Consider the following 15,807-nt stretch of genomic DNA (forward strand, 5'->3'; position numbering starts at 1 on the left):
CACCGGCTCGGCGACCTGGGACACCGTCCTGGAGCTCGGCATCGCGCTGTGCCTGCTCGTGACCCTCGTGCTGCTCTGGCGCGGCATGCGCGGCCGCTAGGCCCTCAGCGCCGGGCCCACACCACCGCGAGCGGGACCACGAGCGCCGCCGAGACCCCCGCCACCAGGGCGAACCCGCCCACCGCCAGCAGCGGCCCGCCGACCGCGCCGGCCAGCGCCGCGCCCAGGCCCATGAGCAGGTCGGTGCCGCCCTGCGCGGTGGGCCGCACCTCCGCCGGCACCGACTCGGTGACCAGCGTCGAGCCGGCGATGAGCCCGCACGACCAGCCCAGCCCGAGCAGCAGCAGCCCGCCGCCCAGGCGCCACGCGGCCTCCGGCGGCGCGGTGCCGGCGATCGCGGCGGCGGCCAGCAGCAGCGCTCCGCCGACGGCGACCGTGGCCCGCCGCCCGGCACGGTCGGCGAGCAGCCCGACCACGGGACTGAACAGGTACATGCCGGCCACGTGCACGCTGATGACGAGCCCGACCAGCCGCAGCGTCGTCCCCTCGGGACCGCCGGCGTGCCCCATGTGCACCGGCGTCATGACCATGACCCCGACCATCACCGCGTGGGACACCACGACGGCCACCAGCCCGAGCCGGCCGCCCGGGTCGGCCCACACCGCGGCCAGCGCCGCCCGGGTGGCCCGCGGCGGGCGCACGGCCGGCGTGCCGGCGCCGTCCCGGAGCCGGCGGGCCAGCAGCAGCGGGTCGGGGCGCAGCGCGGCCCAGAGCCCGGCGGCGACGAGGGCGAACACCGCGGCCGACACGACGAACCCGCCCCCGAGCGCCGGCAGCCCGAGCGTCGCGGCCAGCCCGGCTCCCGGCGCGGCCAGCTGCGGGCCGAACACCGAGCCGACGGTGGTGGCCCAGACGACCAGCGCCAGCGCCCGGCCGCGCCGCTCGGGCGCGGCGAGGTCGGCGGCGGCGTAGCGCGCCTGCAGCCCGCACGCGGTGGAGGCGCCGAAGGCGAACAGGCCCACCAGCAGCAGCGGCAGCGACGACAGCGCGGCGGCGACGACGGTCAGCGCGGCCCCGGCGAGGGCCACGGCGTACCCGGCGACCAGACCGGCCCGGCGCCCGGCGCGGTCGGACAGCCGCGCCAGCGGGACGGCGAGCACCGCGGCGCCGAGCACGCCCGCGGTCTGCCCGAGCCCGGCGGCCGAGTCGCTGGCGGAGACCTCCCGGGCGAGCAGGCCGCCGACGGTGATGCCCACGGTGACGCCGAGCCCGCCGAGCGCCACCGCGCCGGCGAGGACGCCGACGGTCCGCCGCTGGACGCCCTCGACGTCGGGGACGGCCGGGGCGCCGGGGGTCACAGCCCCAGGGAGCGGCCGATGATCTCCCGCATGATCTCGTTGGTGCCGCCGTAGATGGACTGGACGCGGGCGTCGCGCCAGGCCTTGGACACCGGGTACTCGTCCATGTAGCCGTAGCCGCCGTGCAGCTGCAGGCAGCGGTCGGCGACCTTGTTCTGCAGCTCGGTGGTCCAGTACTTGGCCATCGCCGCGTCGACGGCGTCGAGCTCGCCGTCGTTGTGCCGGCGCACGCACTCGTCGACGAAGGTGCGCGCGATCGTCGTCTCGGTGTGCAGTTCGGCGAGGACGAACCGGCTGTGCTGGAAGCTGCCGACCGGGCGGCCGAACGCCGTCCGCGAGGTGACGTACTCGCGGGTCTGCGCCAGCACCGTCTCGGCCGAGGCGACCGCGCCGACGGCGATCGACAGCCGCTCCTGGGGCAGGTTGCCCATGAGGTGGGCGAAGCCGCCGTTCTCCCGCCCGAGCAGGTTCTCCGCGGGCACCCGCACCTCGTCGAAGAACAGCTCGGCGGTGTCCTGCGCCTTGAGGCCCACCTTGTCCAGGTTGCGGCCGCGGCTGAAGCCGGCCATCCCCCGCTCGACGACGAGCAGGCTGGTGCCCTTGGCGCCGGGGGCGTCGGGGTCGGTGCGGGCCACCACGATCACGAGGTCGGCGTTGATGCCGTTGGTGATGAACGTCTTGGCGCCGGTCAGCACCCACGAGTCGCCGTCGCGGCGGGCGGTGGTGCGGATGGCCTGCAGGTCGCTGCCGGTGCCCGGCTCGGTCATGGCGATCGCGGTGATCAGCTCACCGCGGCAGAAGCGGGGCAGCCAGCGCGCCGCCTGCTCCTCGGTGCACAGGTCGCGCAGGTAGGGGGCGACGACGTCGTCGTGCAGGGTGAAGCCGACCCCGCTGGCGCCGATGCGGGTCAGCTCCTCGTTGAGGACGGCGTTGTAGCGGAAGTCGCGGACCCCGCCGCCGCCCCACCGCTCGTCGACGTCGAAGCCGAGCAGCCCCTGCTCCCCGCCGGAGAGCCACACGTCGCGCGGGACGATGCCGTCGCGCTCCCACTGGTCGTGGAACGGGGCGATGGTCTTCTCCGCCCAGTCGCGGACCATCCGGCGGAAGTCCTCGTGCTCGGCCTCGTAGAGCGAGTGGCGCATGCCCGGCAGTGTGCCGCACGCCACCGCCGGATCGGGTGACCCCGCCCGCTGCCGGCGTCCGCGCAGGCCAGCGGACTGTCGTACCCGCGGGGACACTGGACGACGTGCCTGCTCGCCCGACCGCCCTGGCCCGGTTCTCCGAGCCCACCCGGGCCTGGTTCACCGGCGCCTTCGCCGAGCCCACGGCCGCGCAGGAGGGCGCGTGGGAGGCCATCAGCAGCGGCGGGCACGCCCTCGTCGTCGCCCCCACCGGGTCGGGCAAGACGCTCGCGGCCTTCCTGTGGTCGCTCGACCGGCTCACCGCCACCCCGCCGGCCGACGAGGGCCGGCGCTGCCGGGTCCTCTACGTGTCCCCGCTCAAGGCGCTGGCCGTCGACGTCGAGCGCAACCTGCGGGCGCCGCTGACCGGCATCGGCCAGGCGGCGATGCGGCTGGGCCTGCCCCGGCCGGAGATCTCGGTCGGCATCCGCTCCGGCGACACCCCCGCCGACGAGCGGCGGGCGTTCACCCGGCGGCCCACCGACATCCTCATCACCACGCCCGAGTCGCTGTTCCTGCTGCTCACCAGCTCCGCGCGGGAGGCGCTGCGCGGCGTGGAGACGGTGATCGTCGACGAGGTGCACGCGGTCACCGACAGCAAGCGCGGCGCGCACCTGGCGGTCTCCCTCGACCGGCTCGACGAGCTGCTGGACCGCCCGGCGCAGCGGATCGGCCTGTCGGCCACCGTGCGGCCCATCGAGGAGGTGGCCACCTTCCTCGCCGGGGGCCGGCCGGTGCAGGTCGTGCAGCCGCCGTCGGTCAAGGAGTGGGACCTCTCCGTCGTCGTGCCGGTCGAGGACATGAGCTCGCTGGGCCAGCCCACCGGCGAGCTGGAGGGCTCGGCGGCCGGCGACCAGCCGCGGACGTCGATCTGGCCGGCGGTCGAGGAGCGGGTGCTCGACCTGGTCGCGGCGCACCGCAGCACGATCGTCTTCGCCAACTCCCGGCGGCTGGCCGAGCGGCTGACCAGCCGGCTCAACGAGATGTCCTACGAGCGCACCACCGGCGAGGTCGTGCCCCCGGGCACCAACGCCGCGGCGCTGATGGCGCAGGCCGGCTCGGGCGGCGGCACGCCGGAGGGCTGGCAGCCGGTCGCCGCGGCCCACCACGGGTCGGTCTCCCGCGAGCAGCGGGCGGTCGTCGAGGAGGCGCTCAAGTCCGGCCGGCTGCCGGCGGTGGTGGCCACGTCGAGCCTCGAGCTCGGCATCGACATGGGCTCGGTCGACCTCGTCGTCCAGGTGGAGGCGCCGCCCACCGTGGCCGCGGGCCTGCAGCGGGTCGGCCGCGCCGGGCACCAGGTCGGCGCGGTCAGCCGCGGCGTGCTGTTCCCCAAGTACCGCGGCGACCTCGTGCAGTGCGCGCTGGTGGCCGAGCGGATGAAGGCCGGCGCGATCGAGTCGATCCGCTACCTGCGCAACCCGCTCGACGTGCTCGCCCAGCAGGTCGTGGCGATCGTGTCGGAGGGCCCGCGGACGGTGGAGGAGGTCGGCGCGCTGCTGCGCCGGTCGGCGCCGTTCTCCGGCCTGCCCGACTCCGCGCTGCACGCCGTCCTCGACATGCTCGCCGGCCGCTACCCCTCCGACGCGTTCGCCGAGCTGCGGCCGCGGCTGACCTGGGACCGGGTCACCGACACCCTCACCGCGCGCAGCGGCGCCCAGCGGCTGGCGGTCACCAGCGGCGGCACCATCCCCGACCGCGGCCTGTTCGGCGTCTTCCTCGTCGGCGGCGAGGGCTCCGGCGGGCGCCGGGTCGGTGAGCTCGACGAGGAGATGGTCTACGAGTCGCGGGTCGGCGACGTCTTCCTGCTCGGCTCGTCGTCCTGGCGGATCGAGGAGATCACCCACGACCGGGTGCTGGTCTCCCCCGCCCCCGGCCAGCCCGGGAAGATGCCGTTCTGGCACGGCGACGCCCCGGGCCGCCCGCTGGAGCTGGGCCGGGCGCTGGGCGCGTTCCTCCGCGAGGTCGGCTCGGCCACCCCGGAGAAGGGACGGGAGCGGGCGCAGGCCGCGGGCCTCGACGACTGGGGCGCGGCCAACCTGCTGGCCTACCTCGCCGAGCAGAAGGCGGCCACCGGCCACCTGCCCGACGACCGCACGCTGCTCGTCGAGCGGTTCCGCGACGAGCTCGGCGACTGGCGGCTGGTCGTGCACTCCCCCTTCGGCGCGCAGGTCAACGCGCCGTGGGCGCTGGTGCTCGCCGCCCGGCTGCGCGAGCGCCACGGCGTCGACGTCGCGTCCATGCACTCCGACGACGGCATCGTGCTGCGGCTGCCCGACACCACCGGCGAGCCGCCCGAGGCCGACCTCGCCGTCCTCGACCCCGACGACGTCGAGCGGGAGGTGACCGCGGAGGTCGGCAGCTCGGCGCTGTTCGCCAGCCGGTTCCGCGAGTGCGCCGCCCGCGCGCTGCTGCTCCCCCGCCGCGACCCGCGCCGGCGCACCCCGCTGTGGCAGCAGCGGCAGCGCGCCGCCCAGCTGCTCAGCGTGGCCAGCGAGTTCTCCAGCTTCCCCATCACGCTGGAGGCCGCCCGCGAGGTGCTGCAGGACGTCTACGACGTGCCCGGCCTCGTCGAGCTGATGCGCGACGTCCGCTCGCGGCGGGTGCGGGTGGTCGACGTGCAGACCCAGGCCGCCTCGCCGTTCGCCCAGTCGCTGCTGTTCGGCTACGTCGGGCAGTTCCTCTACGAGGGCGACGCGCCGCTGGCCGAGCGGCGGGCGCAGGCGCTGGCCCTGGACACCGGGCTGCTCGCCGAGCTGCTCGGCCGCTCGGAGCTGCGCGAGCTGCTCGACGCCGAGGCGCTGGCCGAGGTGGAGCGGGAGCTGCAGCGGCTCCCGGCCGAGCGGCACCCTCGCGACGTCGACGGCGCCTCCGACCTGCTCCGCGGCGTCGGCGACCTCACCCCCGCCGAGGCCGCGCAGCGCGGGGTGCCGGCGGAGTGGCTGGCGGAGCTGGTGGCCTCCCGGCGGGTGATCGTCGTGCGGATCGCCGGCGAGGAGCGGCACGTCGCCATCGAGGACGCCGGCCGGCTGCGCGACGCGCTGGGCACGGCGCTGCCCGTGGGCGTCCCCGAGGCGTTCACCGAGCCGGTCGCCGACCCGCTGGGCGACCTGGTCGGCCGCTACGCCCGCACGCACGGGCCCTTCCAGCCGGCCGAGGTGGCCACCCGGCTCGGGCTCGGCGTCGCCGTCGTCACCGCGACGCTGCAGCGGCTGGTGGGCACCGGCCGGCTGGTCACCGGCGAGTTCCGGCCCGGCGGCAGCGGCCAGGAGTGGTGCGACGCCGACGTGCTGCGCTCGGTGCGCCGCCGCAGCCTGGCCAAGCTCCGCCAGGAGGTGGAGCCGGTGCCGATCGGCACGCTGGCGCGCTTCACGCCGTCCTGGCAGTCGGTGGGCAGCCGCGTGCGCGGGGTGGACGGCGTGCTCGCCGTGGTCGAGCAGCTGGCCGGGGCGCTCGTGCCGGCCAGCGCGCTGGAGAGCCTCGTGCTGCCGTCCCGGGTGCGCGACTACTCCCCCGCGATGCTCGACGAGCTGACCAGCGCCGGCGAGGTGCTGTGGGCCGGTGCCGGCGGGCTGCCGGGCGGTGACGGGTGGGTCAGCCTGGTCCCGGCCGACCTCGCGCCGCTGCTGCTGCCCGACCCGGTGGAGCTGCCGGAGGAGGGCGGGGTCGGGTTCGCCGTCCTCGAGCTGCTGGCGGCCGGGCAGGCGGTGTTCTTCCGCGGCCTGTCCGACCTGGTGGGGTCCACCGACGACACCGCGCTCGCCGACGTCGTCTGGGACCTGGTGTGGGCCGGGCTGCTCACCAACGACACCCTCGCGCCGCTGCGCACCCGGCTGGCCGGCGGGGGCACGCACAAGCGGGCACCCGCGCCGCCGCGCGCCCGGGTCGACCGCACCCGCTACGGCCGCCCGCGCCTGGGCCGACCGGCGATGCCCACCCGCACCGGCCCGCCCACCGTGGCCGGCCGGTGGTCCCGGCTGCCCGAGCGGGAGGCGAACCCCACCCGGCGCACCACCGCCCGCGCCGAGGCGCTGCTGGAGCGGCACGGCGTGCTCACCCGCGGCGCGGTGATGGCCGAGCAGGTGCCCGGCGGGTTCTCCGCGGTCTACCCGGTGCTGCGCGCGTTCGAGGAGAACAACCGGGCCCGCCGCGGCTACTTCGTCGAGACGCTGGGGGCCGCGCAGTTCGGCACCCCCGGTGCGGTCGACCGGCTGCGCGCGTACGCCGTCCCGGACCGGACGCCCGAGGGTGCCGTGGTGCTGGCGGCCACCGACCCGGCCAACGTCTACGGCGCGGCGCTGCCCTGGCCCGACCGGGGCGGACCGTCCGACGGCGAGCCGGCCGACCAGGTCGCCGTCGACGTCGGCGAGGGCACCGGCGGGCCGAAGCGGCCCAGCGGTCACCGCGCCGGGCGCAAGGCCGGGGCGCTGGTGGTGCTGGTCGACGGCGAGCTGGTGCTCTACGTCGAGCGCGGCGGCAAGTCGCTGCTGTCGTTCACCGAGGAGGAGCAGACGCTCAAGGAGGCGGCCACCGCGCTGTCGGGCGCCGTCGCCGCGGGAGCGCTGGGCCGGATGGTGGTGCAGAAGGCCGACGGCGCCTCGGTGCACCAGGACACCCCGCTGTCGGCCGCGCTGCAGGCGGCCGGGTTCGCCGCCACCCCGCGGGGGCTGCGGCTGCGCGGCTGACCGGCCGCGCGTGGTGCCCGCGTACCGTGGACGGTCGCAGTCGTGAGGGATGAGGGAACAGACATGGCAGCCGGCACGGTCCGCTGGTTCGACGCGGACAAGGGCTTCGGGTTCATCGAGCCGCAGGACGGCGGGGAGGACGTCTTCGTCCACTTCTCGGCGATCGAGGACACCGGCGGCTTCCGCACCCTCGAGGAGGGGCAGGCGGTCGACTTCGACGCCACCGCGGGTCCGCGCGGTCCGCAGGCCGACCGGGTGCGCCCGGTGGGCGGTGCCCCGCGCGGCCGCCGCGACGACCGGGGCGACCGCGACCGGGGTGGCCGCGATGACCGCTCCCGCGACGACCGGGGCCGCGGGGGTTCGCGCGCCCCGCGCGGCATCGTCGTCCAGGGCACCGTGGCCCGCTTCGACGCCGACCGCGGCTTCGGGTTCATCGTCCCGGAGGACGTGTTCGTGCACGTCTCGGCGGTGACCCGCGGCGGCGACCTCGAGGAGGGCGACCGCGTCGAGTTCGAGCTCGTCGAGGGCAACCGCGGGCTGCAGGCCGAGGCCGTGCGCCTGCTGCCCTCGACCCCGCGGCGCGGCGGCTACGACCGCCCCGCGCCCCGGGACCGCGACCGCCGCGACGACCGGCGGGACGACCGCGGTGGCCGGGAGCAGCGCCCGGCCCGCGCCCCGCGCGGCGACAGCGGCGGGGCCGCCGGGGGCGACGCCCAGGGCACCGTGCAGTGGTTCGACTCCGGCAAGGGCTTCGGCTTCATCACCCCGGACGACGGTGGCGACGACGTCTTCGTCCACTTCTCCGAGATCGCCGACGACGGCGGCTACCGGGAGCTGGAGGAGGGCCAGCGCGTGGCCTTCACCCGCACCTCCGGCGCCCGCGGCACCAGCGCCAGCGGCGTCCGCCCGCTCGACTGAGTCACCGGCTGCGGGCTGCCCGCTCCTCGCGGGCGGCCCGCAGCAGCACCACGGCCCAGCTCCGGTAGGGGCGCCAGGCCTCCGCGACCCGCGTCAGCTCGGCCGGCGAGGGGTCGGTCAGCCCGTAGCGGTGCGCGATCTCCCCGTGCAGCCGCGGCTCGGCCTCCGGGAAGACGTCCGGGGCGCCCGCGCCGCGCACGACGACCAGTTCGGCCGAAGACGGGCCGATGCCGGGCAGCTCGCGCACCTTGGCCAGCGCCTCGACCGCCGGCAGCGCGCGCAGCCGCCCGCCATCGAGCCGCCCGTCCAGCGCCGCCTCTGCCAGGCCGCGCAGCCGCTCCCGCTTCACCGGCGGCACCGGCAGCTCCGCGGCGAGGGCCACCAGCCGCGACGGCGTCGGGAACGCGTGCGTGGCGACCCCGTCGAGCTCGTGGACGGTGCCGAACCGCTCGGCGATCCGCGCCTTCACCGCGGCCGCCGCGGTGACGCTCGTGCGCTGGGAGAGAACCACCCAGCACGCCGCCTCGTACGGCGACCAGAAGGAGACCGGCCGGAACCCGGGACGCTGCGCGGCCAGCGGCGCCAGCACCGGGTCGGCCCCGGTCACCCCCCCTCGAGAAGCCGGGCGCTCTGCGCGAGGTCGAACGGGCCGCGCTGCGCGATCTCCTGCACGCCCTCGGTCTACGCCGGGGGTGTGACGGTGCTCAGCGGCGGCGCAGCCAGGGGGCGAACCAGCGGGTCAGCCGCGGCATGACGACGTGGCCGAGCAGCACCACCACGACGACCGCCGACAGCAGCAGGCGGGCCGGCAGCGGCCACGAGGCCACGTGCGGGGTCACCAGCAGCTGGAAGGCCAGGGTGATGACGAAGACCGCGGCGGTCGTCAGCACGGTCAGCTTCCACCGCGGGCCGGGCCGGGCCGGCGTCAGGGCGGTGAAGAAGCTGTCCAGCCCGGCCACGCGGGCGTAGTCGACCGAGTCGGTCAGGTGCTCCACCCGCGCCAGGGCGGCGCGCCGCTCGGCCGAGCGCTCCCAGCGGGCCAGCGACTCACCGTCGGCGAACCGGTAGACCAGGTGGTAGCGGGTCGACCCCGGGCCGGGCCGCAGCAGGCTGGTGCCGAGGTTGCCGGGGAAGCCCGCCGCCAGGCCGAGCACGTCGGCCGCCCAGCGCTCGAACGCCTCGCGCTGGTCGGCCCGCACGTCGCGGGCGACGGTCACGGTCACCGGCTCGGCGGTGGCCTCCACCGCCTCGGGCGCGGTGACCGGGGAGCTCGTCGGGCGGTCGCGTCGCAGCACGGGAGGACCAGCGCCCGGGCCGCCCGCCGTCATCCCACCAGCGGCGTGACCTGCACCGCTGTCCCGGCGGCACAGCCGGCAGCGGAGGACACTGGGCGGGTGCCCGAGGGAGACACCGTCTGGCTGGCGGCCAAGCGGATGAACACCGCGCTGGCCGGCCAGACGCTGCGCCGCGGCGAGCTCCGGGTGCCGCAGCTGGCCGCCACCGACCTGACGGGCCGCACCGTCGCCGAGGTGGTCCCCCGCGGCAAGCACATGCTCACCCGGTTCACCGACGGCTGGACGCTGCGCACCCACTACCGCATGGACGGCAGCTGGCACATCTACCGCACGGGCGCCCGGTGGCGCGGCGGGCCGGCGTTCTCCATCCGGGCCGTCCTCGCCACCGACCAGTGGGACTGCGTCGGCTACCGGCTGCACGACGTCGCCATGGTCCGCACCGCCGACGAGTCCTCCGTGGTCGGCCACCTCGGTCCCGACGTGCTCGGCCCCGACTGGGACCTCGACGAGGCGCTGCGCCGGCTGCGGTCGCACCCCGACGAGCAGGTCGGCGTCGCGGTCCTCGACCAGCGCAACCTGTGCGGGCCGGGCAACCTCTACAAGGTCGAGGGGTTGTTCGTCTGCGGCGTGCACCCGTGGGTGCGGGTGGCCGACGTCGCCGACCTGCCCGGCCTGGTGAAGCGCACCCGCGGGCTGATGCTGGCCAACCGCGACCGCCCGGAGCAGAGCACCACCGGCGACCTGCGCCGCGGCCGCGACCACTGGGTCTACGGCCGCAAGGACAAGCCCTGCTACCGGTGCGGCACGCCGATCCTGCGCGGCGACCAGGGCCCCGACCTGCAGGAGCGGATCACCTACTGGTGCCCCACCTGCCAGGCCACCGACGCGCCCGTCGACCCGGCCGCCCGCACCGGCGAGCCCGACCACCCGCCGCCGCTGCCCGGCGCGCACTGAGCCGGGGTCAGCCCGGTGGCAGGAGCAGCCCGACGGCTGCGGTGTAGCGGTCGGGGTCGACGTCGCCGAGCAGCGCGTGCTGCAGCACCGCCCCGACCAGGAGCGAGAACAGCACCTGCCCCAGCGCGCCGGCGTCGGTGTCCGGCGGCAGGTGCCCCGCGTCGCGCCACTGCGCCACCCGCTCGGTGAGCCGGCGACGGACCAGCCCGTAGGTGCGCTCGGCGATGCCGTGCACCGTCGGGTCGCGCAGTGCCTCTCCCCAGGCGGTCACCGCCACCCGCGTGTAGTCGGCGTCGCCGCCGACGGCGATGGGCCAGACCCCGCGCAGCACGTCCTGCACCACCTCGGTCGGCGCGTGCCGCCCGTCGGCCAGCACGCGGTCGAGCACGCCGGTCACCGTCTCGAGGATCGGCTCGACGACCGCCAGGACGAGGTCGTCCTTGCTCGGGAAGTAGCTGTAGACCGCGCCCGCGGACAGTCCCGACTCCCGGACGACGTCGCGCACCGACGTGGCGTGGAAGCCGTCGCGCTCGAAGCAGCGCAGCGCGGCGTCGAGGACCTGGCGGCGTCGGGCGGCGAGGTGGTCCTCGGAGACACGGGGCACGGACGCCAGTCTAGAAGAACGGACGTCCGTCTTGCCATCGCCACGTTCGAGGGAGACACTGGTCGCCGTAAGAGAACGAGCGCCCGATTTATCTCCGGGAGGTCGCCGTGACCACCGCACCGCCCCTGCCGTCCCCGCCCCGCCACGTCGCGGCGCACGCGCCGGAGGCCGGCCCGACACCCTGGCCCCGCGTCGTCGCGCTGGCCGCCGCGGTCGCCGTCGGGCTGACCGTGCTGCTCGCCGCGTTCGCCTGGCCGGCCACCCGCACCGCGCCCCGCGACGTCCCCGTCGCCGTGGTCGGTCCGCCTGCCGCGGTCGAGCAGCTGCGGGCCGCCGTCGAGGAGAGCGCGCCGGGCGCGCTGGACCTGCGCCCGGCCGTGGACCCGGCCGAGGCCCGGCAGCTGGTCGAGGACCGCGAGGTCTACGGCGCGCTGGTGCTCGACCCGGCCGCACCCACGGTCGTCGTCGCCACCCAGGCCGGTCCGGCGGTCGCCCAGCTGCTCACGACCGCGGCCACGACGGCCACCGGCGGCAGCGCCGTGCGGGTGGACGACGTCGCCCCGGCCCCGGCCGACGACCCGCGCGGTGCCGGGCTGGCCGCCGGCGCGCTGCCGCTCGCGCTGGGCGGCGGCGCGGGGGCGGTCCTGCTGGCGCTCCGGATACGCGGGAACGGACGGCAGGCGGCCGGCGCGCTCGTGCTGGCGCTGCTCGGCGGCCCGGCGGCGGCCGGCGTGCTGCACGGCTGGCTGGGCGCGCTCACCGGGGACTGGTGGGCCGAGGCCGGGGTGCTCTCCCTCGGGCTGGCCGCCACGAGCCTCGGCGTCCTGGGGCTGGCCGCCGTCGCCGGGCGGGCGGGTCTGGGCCTGGGCATGGCCACGGTCGTCGCGCTGGGCAACCCGCTGTCGGCGGCGTCGAGCGCGCCGGTGCTGCTGCCCGGGGGCTGGGCCGGGCTCGGCCAGGCGCTCCCGCCGGGGGCGACCGTGGCGGCGCTGCGCGCGGTGTCCGGTTTCGGCGGCACCGGCGCGGCCGGCCCGCTCACCGTGCTCGCCGTCTGGGCGGCCGGTGGCCTGCTGCTGCTCGCGGTCGGCGCCGCGCGCGGGCGGCGGCACCCCGCCTGACGCACGGCACGGGGGCCGGCCGCGCGGGTGCGCGGCCGGCCCCCGGTCGGGGCTCAGGCGCCCTGCTGCTCCGGGCGGTGCGCCTGCTGCTCGGCGGTCTTCTCGAACGACGGGACACCCGGACCGATCGCGCCGGCCGCCCCGGTGCCGCCCTCGACCGCCTGCGGGCCGGTGCCGCCCCCGCCCATCGCCGCGCGGATCTGCTCCAGCCGGGAGGCCCCGGCGACGTCGAGGGTGGCCTTCTGCACCTCGAGCATCCGGCCCTCGACGGAGTTCTGCGCGAGCTCCGCCTGGCCGAGCGCGTTGGCGTAGCGGGCCTCGATCTTGTCGCGGACCTCGGCCAGGCTCGGCGTGTTGCCCGGCGCGGAGAGCTCGTTGACCTGGCGCATGGAGGCGGCCACGTGCTCCTGCATCTTGGCCTGCTCGAGCTGGCTCATCAGCTTGGTGCGCTCGGCCAGCGTCGTCTGCAGCCGCATCCGGCTCTGCTCGACCGCGCCACGTGCCTGTTCGGCGGCCTGCAGCGCCTCGTCGTGGCTGCGCTTGAGGTCCTCCATCGCCTGTTCGGCGGCCACCAGCTGGGTGGCGAAGGCCTGCGCGGCCTGCTCGTACTCGGCGGCCTTGGCCGCGTCGCCCCGCGAGCGCGTCTGGTCGGCCAGCACGAGCGCCTGGCGGGCCGAGGCCTGCAGCTTCTCCACCTCACCCAGCTGCCGGTTGAGCCGCATCTCCAGCTGCCGCTGGTTGCCGAGGACGGCGGCGGCCTGGTTGGCCAGCGCCTGGTGCCGCTGCTGCTCGGCCTCGATGGCCTGGGCGATCTGGATCTTCGGGTCGGCCCGCTGGTCGATCTGGGCGTTGGCCGACGCGGTCAGGTACCGCCACAGCTTGACGAACGGGTTGGGCACGGCTTCCTCCTGCTCCGGCGCGCCGGGCGCCGCCAACGGGCCGACCACCGCGCGGCGGTGGTCCTCGACGGCCATGGTCCCAGGAGGACCGGTGCCCCGGCCAACAGGGACTCCCCTGATCCTCCGTCCGGGGACCACCGGGTGCCGGTGGCCGGGGAGCCCTAGGGTCGGCACGTGGCCACCGGAGCGCCCGTCCTCACCGTCCTCGGCGAGCTGGTCGTCGACCTGCTGCCCGACGCCTCGGCCGACGCCGGGCCGGAGGGCACCGCGCCGCACTACGTCGCCCGCCCCGGCGGCAACGCCCTCAACGTCGCCGTCGCCGCCGGCCGGCTCGGCACCCGGGTGTCCCTGCTCGCCCGGCTGGGCACCGGCCCGCTGGCCGCGCCGCTGCGCCGGCACGCGGAGCTCTCCGGCGTCGACGTCGCGGGGATGGTGGCGGCCGTCGAACCGGTCAGCCTGGCCGTGGTCGGCCTCGACGAGACCGGCTCCCCCGACTACGGCTTCCACGTCCAGGGTGCCGCCGACTGGCAGTGGACCGACGACGAACTGGCCGCCGTGCTGCCCGTGGACACCGCGGTGCTGCACGTCGGCTCGATCTCCTCCTGGACACCCCCGGGCTGCGACGCGATCGCCCGGCTCGCCGAGCGCCTAGCAGGCAGCGCGCTCCTCAGCGTCGACCCCAACCTGCGGCCGATGCTGGCCGGCGGCCCGGTGGGCGCCTCGCTGGGCAACGACCCCGGTGCCGTCCGCGCCCGGCTGGACCGGCTGCTCGCCGTCGCCGACGTCGTCAAGGTCAGCGCCGAGGACCTCGCGTGGCTCGACCCCGGCGCCGCCGCCGACCTCGACGGCACCGCGCGGGCCTGGGCCGACCGCGGCCCGGCGCTGGTGCTGCTCACCGACGGGGGCGCGCCGCTGCGGGTGGCGCGGCCGGGCCGCCCGCTGCTGCACCGGGAGCCGCCGCGGGTCACCGTTGCCGACACCGTGGGCGCTGGCGACTCGCTGGCCGCGGGGCTGTTCGCCGGGCTGCTCGACCGCGGCGTGACGTCCCGGACGGCCCTCGAGCAGCTCACCGACGACGACCTGCTGCGCGTCGTGGACGACGCCGCCCTGGTCGCCGCGCTGAACTGCACCCGCGTGGGCGCCGACCCGCCGACCGCCGCGGAGCTCGCCGCCGCCCGGGACCAGCGCGTGGGTGGGGCCGCCGGGGACTAGCCCGGCGCCAGCCAGGCGGCGGTGTCCGGCGGCAGGTCGGCGCCGACGTCCTCGCTGGTCAGCAGCGGCCGCCCCAGCCCGCCGAGCGGGACCGGTCGCGCGGAGAGGTTGACGACGCAGCGCAGGGCACGACCCCGGTCGAAGGCCAGGACGTCGTCCCCGAGGTCGAGCCAGCTCAGCGGCTCCTCGGCCAGCAGCTCCCGCCGCAGCCGCAGCGCCGAGCGGTAGAGACTGAGCGTCGAGGCCGGGGCGTCCCGCTGGGCGGCGACAGCCAGGTCTCGCCACGACGGCGGTTGCGGCAGCCACGGCTGGCCCGCACCGGGGCCGAAGCCGAACGGCGGCCGCTCCCCCGACCACGGCAGCGGGACCCGGCAGCCGTCGCGGCCGCGTGCCGTGCGGCCCGAGCGCTCCCACGTGGGGTCCTGCAGCGCCTCCTCGGGCAGGTCCTCGACCTCGGGCAGGCCGAGCTCCTCACCCTGGTAGAGGTAGGCGCCACCGGGCAACGCCAGCGTGAGCAGGGCCGCGGCCCGCGCCCGGCGCCGGCCGAGGGCGAGGTCGACCGGGGCGCCGAGCGCGTCGAAGCCCATGGTGGCCGCCCCGCTGCTCGCCCGGCCGAAGCGGGTGAGGTGGCGCGTCTCGTCGTGGCTGGAGAGCACCCAGGTCGCGGGGGCGCCGACCGGGGCGAGGGCGGCCAGCGTGCCGTCGACGGCGGCGTGGAGGGCCCGGGCGTCCCACGGCGCGCGCAGGTAGTCGAAGTTGAACGTGGTGTGCAGCTCGTCGGGACGGACGTAGCGGCTGAGTCGCTCGGGTCCCCGCACCACCGCCTCGGACACGAACAGCCGGTCGCCGTCGTAGCCGTCGGCGATGCGGCGCCACCGACGGAAGACCTCGTGCACCGCGTCGACGTCCCAGTGCGGGTTGTCCACCCAGCCGGCGCTGTCGAAGGTGGCGTCCGCGGCGTGCCCGGCGTCGGGCAGCCCGGGCACCTTGGCCATGGCCGGGGCGGCGTCCACGCGGATGCCGTCGACACCCCGGTCGAGCCAGAAGCGGACGACGTCGTCGAACTCCGCCCGCACGGCGGGGTGGTCCCAGTCCAGGTCGGGCTGCTCGGGCGCGAACAGGTGCAGGTACCACTGGCCGGGCCGGCCGTCGGGCTCCGTGACGCGCGTCCACGCCGGGCCGCCGAAGGCGCTGATCCAGTCGTTGGGCGGCGCCTGGCCGCCGTCGCGCCCGTCGCGGAAGAAGTAGTGGGCCCGCTCGGGCGCCTCCCGCCCGCCGGCCAGCGCGGCCCGGAACCAGGGGTGTTCCGCGGACGTGTGGTTGGCGACGAGGTCGACGACGAGCCGCAGACCCCGCTCGTGCGCCTCGGCCAGCAGCGCGTCGGCGTCGGCCAGCGTGCCGTAGCGCGGGTCGATGTCGCGGTGGTCGCTGACGTCGTAGCCGCCGTCGGCCATCGGCGACGGGTACCACGGGGTGATCCAGACGGCGTCCACCCCGAGGTCCACCAGGTACGGCAGCCGGCTGCGCAGGCCGCCGATGTCGCCCACCCCGTCGCCGTCGGAGTCGGCGAAGCTGCGCAGGTAGAC

At 77.0% G+C, this 15,807-nt stretch carries 12 protein-coding genes; 5 read left to right on the forward strand and 7 right to left on the reverse strand.

What is annotated here, in order from left to right:
* Positions 1-104 precede the first annotated feature (104 nt).
* Both BLQ97_RS13215 and BLQ97_RS13220 read right to left on the reverse strand, forming a co-directional pair.
* A complete protein-coding gene (locus BLQ97_RS13215; protein ID WP_091366326.1) occupies positions 105-1,358 on the reverse strand; it encodes an MFS transporter in 1,254 nt (417 codons plus the stop codon).
* Entirely contained in the window at positions 1,355-2,500 is a 1,146-nt protein-coding gene (locus tag BLQ97_RS13220) for an acyl-CoA dehydrogenase family protein (protein ID WP_091366496.1), read from the reverse strand. The genes BLQ97_RS13215 and BLQ97_RS13220 overlap by 4 nt, the downstream gene beginning before the upstream one ends.
* 104 nt (positions 2,501-2,604) lie before the next feature.
* Here BLQ97_RS13220 and BLQ97_RS13225 point away from each other — a divergent pair, with 104 nt between their 5' ends.
* Both BLQ97_RS13225 and BLQ97_RS24430 read left to right on the forward strand, forming a co-directional pair.
* Positions 2,605-7,221 (forward strand): ATP-dependent helicase, encoded by a 4,617-nt coding sequence (locus BLQ97_RS13225; protein WP_091366327.1) that lies wholly within the window; start codon positions 2,605-2,607, stop codon positions 7,219-7,221.
* 63 nt (positions 7,222-7,284) lie between these two features.
* A complete protein-coding gene (locus BLQ97_RS24430) occupies positions 7,285-8,139 on the forward strand; it encodes a cold shock domain-containing protein (protein ID WP_091366329.1) in 855 nt (284 codons plus the stop codon).
* Between the two features lies 1 nt (position 8,140).
* Here the strand turns inward: BLQ97_RS24430 and BLQ97_RS13235 are convergent, their stop codons facing one another.
* Positions 8,141-8,746, reverse strand: a complete 606-nt coding sequence (locus BLQ97_RS13235) for a DNA-3-methyladenine glycosylase family protein (protein WP_091366330.1) — start codon at positions 8,744-8,746, stop codon at positions 8,141-8,143.
* A gap of 97 nt (positions 8,747-8,843) precedes the next feature.
* On the reverse strand, positions 8,844-9,434 hold the full coding sequence (locus BLQ97_RS13240; protein WP_091366332.1) for an antibiotic biosynthesis monooxygenase: 591 nt from the start codon (positions 9,432-9,434) through the stop codon (positions 8,844-8,846).
* Positions 9,435-9,533: 99 nt separating this feature from the next.
* On the opposite strand from BLQ97_RS13240, the gene BLQ97_RS13245 reads away from it, so the two are divergent.
* Entirely contained in the window at positions 9,534-10,388 is an 855-nt protein-coding gene (locus tag BLQ97_RS13245; RefSeq protein WP_091366333.1) for a DNA-formamidopyrimidine glycosylase family protein, read from the forward strand.
* A gap of 7 nt (positions 10,389-10,395) precedes the next feature.
* On the opposite strand, the gene BLQ97_RS13250 is transcribed toward BLQ97_RS13245, so the two are convergent.
* Positions 10,396-10,992 carry a TetR/AcrR family transcriptional regulator gene (locus BLQ97_RS13250; protein WP_175471723.1) on the reverse strand — a complete coding sequence of 199 codons (597 nt, stop codon included), beginning with the start codon at positions 10,990-10,992 and terminating at the stop codon, positions 10,396-10,398.
* Positions 10,993-11,099: 107 nt separating this feature from the next.
* Between BLQ97_RS13250 and BLQ97_RS22970 the strand changes: the two genes are divergently transcribed.
* Complete coding sequence (locus tag BLQ97_RS22970; protein WP_139173631.1) at positions 11,100-12,110, forward strand: hypothetical protein; 1,011 nt, start codon at positions 11,100-11,102, stop codon at positions 12,108-12,110.
* Between the two features lie 53 nt (positions 12,111-12,163).
* Here BLQ97_RS22970 and BLQ97_RS13255 read toward each other — a convergent pair whose 3' ends face one another.
* Positions 12,164-13,084 (reverse strand): PspA/IM30 family protein, encoded by a 921-nt coding sequence (locus BLQ97_RS13255; protein ID WP_281181407.1) that lies wholly within the window; start codon positions 13,082-13,084, stop codon positions 12,164-12,166.
* Positions 13,085-13,183: 99 nt separating this feature from the next.
* On the opposite strand from BLQ97_RS13255, the gene BLQ97_RS13260 reads away from it, so the two are divergent.
* Entirely contained in the window at positions 13,184-14,221 is a 1,038-nt protein-coding gene (locus BLQ97_RS13260; protein WP_091366337.1) for a PfkB family carbohydrate kinase, read from the forward strand.
* On the opposite strand, the gene BLQ97_RS13265 is transcribed toward BLQ97_RS13260, so the two are convergent.
* On the reverse strand, positions 14,218-15,801 hold the full coding sequence (locus BLQ97_RS13265; RefSeq protein ID WP_091366338.1) for a glycoside hydrolase family 13 protein: 1,584 nt from the start codon (positions 15,799-15,801) through the stop codon (positions 14,218-14,220). The genes BLQ97_RS13260 and BLQ97_RS13265 overlap by 4 nt on opposite strands.
* Between the last annotated feature and the right edge of the window lie 6 nt (positions 15,802-15,807).

This window comes from Geodermatophilus telluris, from assembly GCF_900102745.1.
Lineage (GTDB): Bacteria > Actinomycetota > Actinomycetes > Mycobacteriales > Geodermatophilaceae > Geodermatophilus > Geodermatophilus telluris.